5 protein-coding genes are annotated in these 7,258 nt (G+C 61.6%); 1 reads left to right on the top strand and 4 read right to left on the bottom strand.

The window, feature by feature from the left end:
* The first annotated feature begins 135 nt into the window (after positions 1–135).
* Positions 136–894, top strand: a complete 759-nt coding sequence (xynR, locus tag L977_RS09940; RefSeq protein WP_014882318.1) for a DNA-binding transcriptional repressor XynR — start codon at positions 136–138, stop codon at positions 892–894.
* 4 nt (positions 895–898) lie between these two features.
* On the opposite strand, the gene L977_RS09935 is transcribed toward xynR, so the two are convergent.
* From L977_RS09935 to yagE, 4 genes are all read right to left on the bottom strand, one after another.
* A complete protein-coding gene (locus tag L977_RS09935; RefSeq protein WP_047625670.1) occupies positions 899–2,509 on the bottom strand; it encodes a glycoside hydrolase family 43 protein in 1,611 nt (536 codons plus the stop codon).
* A gap of 11 nt (positions 2,510–2,520) precedes the next feature.
* The gene (locus tag L977_RS09930) at positions 2,521–3,903 is read right to left on the bottom strand and encodes an MFS transporter (RefSeq protein WP_014882316.1); all 1,383 of its coding nucleotides are present in this window, start codon (positions 3,901–3,903) and stop codon (positions 2,521–2,523) included.
* 224 nt (positions 3,904–4,127) lie between these two features.
* Positions 4,128–6,095, bottom strand: a complete 1,968-nt coding sequence (yagF, locus tag L977_RS09925; protein WP_014882315.1) for a xylonate dehydratase YagF — start codon at positions 6,093–6,095, stop codon at positions 4,128–4,130.
* Between the two features lie 14 nt (positions 6,096–6,109).
* Positions 6,110–7,018 carry a 2-keto-3-deoxygluconate aldolase gene (gene yagE / locus L977_RS09920; protein ID WP_014882314.1) on the bottom strand — a complete coding sequence of 303 codons (909 nt, stop codon included), beginning with the start codon at positions 7,016–7,018 and terminating at the stop codon, positions 6,110–6,112.
* Positions 7,019–7,258: the final 240 nt, after the last annotated feature.

The following is a 7,258-nucleotide window of genomic DNA, read 5'->3' as shown; positions in this document are numbered from 1 at the left end:
GCGCTTACCCGGCCTACAAAACCCGTAGGCCCGTGCAAGCGAAGCGTCGCCGGGCAAATCAGGCCTGCTCAATTGATTTTTCACCCCAAAAAAGGTACGTTTTCGCCTTAATTCCAGCGTGGACATGCCAGCATTATGCCGATTATTCAGTCTGTTGAACGTGCGTTGCAGATCCTCGACCTGTTCAACGAGCAGGCCACCGAGCTTAAGATCACCGACATCAGCAAACTGATGGGGCTGAGCAAAAGTACCCTCCATTCGCTGCTGAAAACCCTGCAGCTTCACGGCTATATCGATCAGAACCCGGAGAACGGTAAATATCGCCTCGGCATGAAGCTGGTCGAGCGCGGCCATTTCGTCGTGGGCTCAATGGATATTCGTCAGAAGGCAAAAGGCTGGCTGACGGATCTTTCCCGGCGGACCGGGCAGACCACCCATCTGGGGATCCTGGACGGGCGTGAAGGGGTCTATATCGAGAAGATTGAAGGCAAGCTGGCCGCCATCGCCTATTCGCGCATTGGCCGTCGCCTTCCGGTTCATGCCACCGCCATCGGCAAGGTGTTGATTGCCTGGCTGGGCGAGGCCGAGCTGAACGCCCTGCTGGAGGGCTATCAGTACACTACCTTTACCCCTTCCACTCTTGCCACCCGCGAAGCGTTGGTGGATGCGCTGAAAAAAACCCGCGAACAAGGCTACGCCCTGGACAGCGAAGAGAACGAGCAGGGCGTGCGCTGCGTGGCGGTGCCGGTGTGGAACCACGAGTCACGCGTGATTGCCGCCCTGAGCCTGTCGACGCTGACCTCGCGCGTGGACGACGCCGAGCTGGCTAATTTCCGCGAGCAGCTTCAGCAGGCCGGGCTCCAGCTCTCACGCGCGCTGGGCTACCCGGCCTGAGCCGCTACAGCGGCTCGTAGGTGAAGTAGTCGAAATCCGCGTGGCAGCCGTCACCGCTGATGTCCTCGCAGTGCAGCCCCACAAATGCGCCGGTGAAGAAGCCGCGCCCGCCGATGTAGTCGTCCGACAGTTTCCACGCCTCATAGGTTACCGGCACGGTGTGCCACGTCTCGCCGTCGAACGAGTAGCTGTAGCGATAGACCAGCGTATCCACCTCGACGCGCAGCCAGACGCTCTGCGCACTCTCCGGCACCGGAATCGGCTGCTCGTGCAGCGGCCATGACGGCACGTTGTGGTCGAGCTGGATCACCTTTATGGTTCTCCCCTGCCCCTCCTCGTAGTCCACAAAGCAGTAGCTCCAGTTTTTGCTGTTGTAGTAGCAGGTCAGCCCCGCGCTCTGCTGGAAGTGGACCGGCGAGAACTGCATCCGCGTCTCCGCCCGGAAGGTGAAGTGCTGCCAGCGGCGCGCCACGGTCGACTGGGTGAAGGTCGAGTTAAGCGAGTCGTTGCCGTAGAGCCGTAAATAGCCGGGGCGCGCGGTGAGCGAACCGAGGGTGTCGTCGAACGGAATACGCAGGGTTTGCAGCGCCGGGTCAAGCGAACTGGCGTCGAAATCGTCCCGCCAGGTGGCCTGAACGGCTGCAGGCTGCTCGGCCACCTGCGGGCCTTTCACGGTCAGCTGCGCGTGCTTACCACCTTCGACATACGGCCAGCCGTCGCGCCATTCGATGCGGGCGATGCCGGTCTCGCGCCCCAGCGGGCAGTAGCCGCGCCCGCCGGAGGCCAGCAGCGGCACGCCGGGCAGGCGCAGCGGGCGGCTGGTGAGGTAGGCCATATACCATTCCCCCGTGTGGGTCTGCAGCAGCGAACCGTGGCCGCTCTTCTGCAGCGGGTTCTCCGGCAGGTGCCAGCTGGTCATCATCGTCACGTCCGGGTGCAGCTCGTACGGCCCGTCGATCGTTTTTGAGCGCAGCACCACGACGGCGTGTTCGTAGCTGGTGCCGCCTTCGGCAACCATCAGGTAGTACCATCCTGCGTGGCGATACAGGTGCGCGCCTTCGGTGTAGCAGAGCGGCGTGCCGGTAAACAGGGTCTTACGCTCCGGCGAGAGGGTGCCGGTCTGCGGATCGAACTCTTGCATCACGATGGTGTTGTGCGGGTTGCTGTGGTGGCGCGGCCCCCACGGGCGGTAAAGGTAATATTTGCGGCCATCGTCGTCGTGAAACAGGGACGGGTCGAACCCGCCGTTGCCCATAGGGATCGGCTCGCTCCACGGCCCCTCAATGGACGACGCGGTGACGAGGAAATTGCGGCCGTTTTTCCACGGTGAATCGACAATTTTCACGTCGGTATAGAGCAGCCAGAATTTGCCGTCGGCGTAGCTCAGGCACGGCGCCCAGATGCCGCCGGAGTCCGGGTTGCCCTTCATGTCCAGCATCGACACGCGGTCCAGCGGGGTGCTGACCAGCGACCAGTTTTTCAGGTCGCGGGAGTGGTAGATGCGCACGCCCGGGAACCACTCGAAGGTCGAGGTGGCGATGTAGTAATCCTCGCCCTGGCGGCAGAGGGACGGGTCCGGGTTGAAGCCGGTGAGTATCGGGTTCGTGATTTCCATAGTGCCTCCGGTTAATGGGATGCGGCTGTCGCGGCGTCGGGAACGGCTTCACCCTGGGCCGCGCGGTGCTTGATCAGCTGCTGGCTGATGGCCTCCACGCGGGCGTCGGTGAGCTTATAGAACGACAGCATGATGAACATGCCCGCGTAGAGCACTACCGGCACCACGCAGAACAGAATTTTGATGGTGGTCAGCACCTCAACCGGCTGCACGCTGCTGCTGGCGGAGTAGTTCACGTACGCGAGGATCCAGCCCACTACCGCCCCGCCAATCGCCAGGCCAATCTTCAGGCTGAACAGGTAGGTGGAGAACACCAGCCCGTCGAGGCGGCGCCCGCTGCGGCTCTCCTCGTAATCCACCACGTCAGAGGCCATGAGCCACTGGAGCGGCGTGGTGGTGTTAAAGACGAACAGGAACAGAATGTTGAGGGCGAAAATCAGGGCGATATGCTCCGCCGGGGTGACGAAAATCAGCAGGCTGATCAACGAGTAGGCGACGATGATCCACTTGAAGGCGGTGACGCGGTCAAAGCGGCCCAGCAGGCGGGAGGAGCAGAGCGAGCCGAACATGGTGGCGAGGCTGCCGTAGAGTAAAAACTGGGTCGCCAGCTCCGGGTGATCCATCACGTATTTGACGAAGTAGAGGGTCGCTCCGCCGCGCACCACGTTGGAACAGGTCGCCATCATCTTAAAGGCACACATAATGCGCCACTGGCCGTTGCCGAACAGCAGCCTGAGATCTTTTGCCACCGACGAGCCCGGCTGCACCTCAAAGGTGTAACGCTCTTTGGTGGTAAAGAAGCAGACGTAGAGCAGCACCACGCCGCTCAGCCCCAGCACGCACATGGCGCCGAAATAGCCCACCTGCTCGTCCCCTTTGCCGATGATGCTCACCAGCGGCAGGGCAATGCCGCTGATGGCGAGCGAACCCGCCGCCGCCAGGAAGAAACGCCAGGATTGCAGGGCGTGACGCTCTTTCGGGTCGGCGGTGATGACGCCCGGCATGGCACAGTACGGCACGTTAACGAAGGTGTAGACCAGGGTCAGGAGAATGTAGGTCACGCAGGCGTAGATGATTTTGCCCTGCGCCGAGAAGTCCGGCGTGTAGAAGGTCAGTACGCAGACGATGCCGAACGGAATCGCGCCCCACAGCAGGAACGGGCGGAACTGGCCGTGCCGCGTGCGGGTGCGGTCAACCAGCAGCCCCATCAGCGGGTCGGTGACGGCGTCGAGCACGCGGGAGACCAAAAACAGCGTGCCCATAATGCCCGCCGACAGGCCGAAGACGTCGGTATAGAAATAGGCCAGCAGAAACATCGTGGCCTGCCAGACGAAGCCGCAGGCGGTGTCACCCAGCCCGTAGCCAATTTTGTCTTTCATGGTTAATTGCGTCATCAGAATTACACCCTTATGTCGTGTGCTGAATAACAACATCGTGTTAATGGAGTGTAATGAGCTGTTCAATTAATCAGCAATGGTCATATCTTATTTCTGAATTATGTTATTTTGCTTTTGTGACGCCAGCGATATATCGCAAATAATTGTTTAAATTAATAAATTATAAAAACACGAAAGCCGTCCGCGGAATATTTCCCGCAGACGTTTTTTTCTAAAAACAATTAAATGCCGAGCGCTTTTTTACCGGCGTTAATTACCTCAATAATTTTATCGGTGTCATAAATACAGCCTTTCCAGGTGCCGCCGCTCACCGACTGCAATGCTGCCCATAGCCGGGTATCGTCCGGCAAAAAGTCGTGGGCGTGCAGGTCCGGATGCGTCTGCCGCCGTGCCAGCTCGCGCGCGCCCTCTTCCGGCGTCAGCGGGGTGTCCGCCGTGCCGATAAAGTTCACGCTGCCCGTCAGGGTCATACGATCCACGGCAATCTCAATGATGTCGTTATCGCGCAATTTGCCGATCGGCCCGCCCGCCAGCGCCTCCGGCGACACGTGCCCGAAGCAGGCGCCCGTCGACACGCCCGAGAAGCGCGCATCGGTAATCAGCGACACCGTTTTGCCCCACGAGATATGCTTCAGCGCGGAGGTGAGCTGGTAGGTCTCTTCCATGCCGGTGCCGGACGGTCCGCCGCCGATCACCACCATGATATCGCCCTGCTGAATCTCTTCCCGCTTGATGGCCTTAATCGCCTGCGCTTCTGAGACAAACACCCGCGCCCGGCCGGTGTGGCGGTAAACGCCATCGTCACCGACCACCGACGGGTCGATCGCCGTGGCCTTGATCACCGATCCTTCCGGCGCAATGTTGCCCGTCGGGAAGCAGACCGTTGAGGTCAGCCCTTTCGCTTTGGCCTTCTCGGGCGGCAGGATCACGTCATCCGGATCGACGCCGTCCTGCTCGCGCAGGCACTGACGGAAGCGCGCCCGACGTTCCGAGGCCTGCCACCAGTCGAGGTTCTCGCCCACCGTCTGGCCGGTCACGGTCATGGCATCCAGATGCAGCAGGCCGAGATCGCGCAGGTGAAGCATCACCTCCGGCACGCCGCCTGCCAGGAACGCGCGCACGGTCGGATGATAGTCCGGACCGTTGGGCAGCACGCTCACCAGGCGCGGTACTTTGCGGTTGATGCGCGTCCAGTGCGCGACGTCAGGAAGGGTGCAGCCCGCCGCGTGGGCGATGGCCGGTATGTGCAGCAGTAAATTGGTGGAACCGCCGAACGCCGCGTGGAGCACCATGGCGTTTTCGATGGCCTTATCGGTGAGGATATCGCGCGTGGTGATGCCGCGGTTATCCAGCTCGCTCACCGCCCGCGCCGACTGGCGGGCGATCTCCAGCCACACCGCCTGCCCGGACGGTGCCAGCGCGGAGTGCGGCAGTGCCAGACCCAGCGCTTCCGCAACCACCTGAGAGGTGCCCGCCGTGCCGAGAAACTGACACCCGCCGCCCGGCGACGCGCAGGCGCGACAGCCCAGCTCGGCGGCCTCCTGCAACGACAGCTCGTGGTTGGCAAAGCGCGCGCCAATGGTCTGCACCTTGCCCGCATCTTCACCCACGGTCGGCGGCAGCGTCGCGCCGCCCGGCACCAGAATGGTCGGCAGATCGTGCATGGCGGCCAGCGCGATCATGGTCGCAGGCAGCCCTTTATCGCAGGTTGCCACGCCGATCACCGCCCGGCGCGTCGGCAGGGAGCGGATCAGACGACGAAACACGATCGCCGCGTCGTTGCGGTACGGCAGGGAGTCGAACATGCCGTGCGTGCCCTGAGAGCGCCCGTCGCACGGGTCGCTGACGAAGGCCGCGAACGGGATCCCACCGTTGCGGGTGATCTCCTTCGCCGCCGCCTGCATCTGCATGCCAATTTCCCAGTGCCCGGTGTGGTAGCCCAGCGCAACCGGGCGTCCGTCCCCGGCGCGGATGCCGCCCTGGGTACCGATGATCAGCACCTCTTTGCCGGTCAGCCTGTTGGCGTCCCAGCCCATCCCGGCGTTTTGAGTCATGCCGAACAGGTTGCCGCTGGGGGATTCCATCAGCATTTGCGGGGTCAGCGGCAGCGCGCCCTGCGGCCCCGCCGCGTGGGTGATCACCGCGTAAAACGCATCGTCCTGTGGGGTGAAAATTTTCTCGATGGTCATGGTTATCTTCCGGCTCAGCAGAGCTTGAGCTGTTGCAGCAGGGATTTCAGCTGCGCTTTGCGCGGCTCGTCCAGCGGTGAAGCGGGCGGCAGCACGTGCGTGGAGATCGGGCGGCCGCAAAGTACAATCGCTTCTTTAATGACGTTCACGAACGGCGTATCCAGCTGATACAGCTGCGGGATTTGCAGCAAGGTCTGATGATACTCAGCCGCTTTCGCCACGTCCTTATCGCGCCAGGCTTTCAGAAGATTTACCGACACCTGCGGCGCAAAGTTGCCGCTCGCCGAGATCGCCCCGTCGCCGCCGAGCAGCAGGGTATTGAACAGATGATCGTCGTAGCCACACAGCACGGTGAAGTGTGGGTGGGCCGCTTTGACGGTGTGGATCATGCTGCGCAGATGGGCGACGGAGTCGATGGTGTCTTTAATGCCTACGATGTTGCTGCGCGAGTCGGCGAGGGTTTTCACCAGCGCTGGCGTGAGATCCTGCCCGGTCAGCGCCGGGAAGTTATAGAGCATCACCGGCAGCGTGACGCTGTCGGCCACCTGTTCGAAATAGCGAATCAGGTTCGCTTCCGAGACTTTCCAGTAGTAGGGGTTGATGACCACGATGCCGTCCGCGCCCGCCTGCTGCGCGTGCTGGCTCAGTTCAATGGTTTCCCGGGCGTTGGTGCCGCCGGTGCCGATCAGAACCGGCACGCGACGATCGACATGATCGATAGCAAAGCGGGCAATGGTTTTACGCTCTTCGGCGTTGAGCTGGGAGAATTCGCCGCCGCTGCCGAGGAAGAACAGGCCATCAACGCCTGCGGCGATCAGATCGTCGATCAGCGCGGCGGTGCCCTGCTTATCGAGCTGGCCATCGGCGGTAAAAATGGTGGAGACAGGGGGAATGATTCCCGTAAACAACACAGGCTGAGGCATGAGATCTCCTTGCTGAATCATTTTGTTCTACATTATAGAACAGTGTTCATTAATTTAACGATCATACTATGACGCAGAAAAAGCGCAGGTAAATGGGAGATGAGGAGGGAGTGCGGGAAATTTAAGCTGGATCACAGATTGTCCCCCTCACCCCGGCCCCCTCCCCAAAGGGGCGAGGGAGAAAAGACGGCTCGGTGCAGTCCCCTCTCCCCTGTGGGGAGAGGGTTAGGGTGAGGGGTA

It is taken from the genome of Enterobacter sp. ZOR0014 (assembly GCF_000798855.1).
GTDB classification, from domain to species: Bacteria; Pseudomonadota; Gammaproteobacteria; order Enterobacterales; family Enterobacteriaceae; genus Enterobacter; species Enterobacter kobei.
This window is presented reverse-complemented; position numbering and strand designations above follow the sequence as displayed.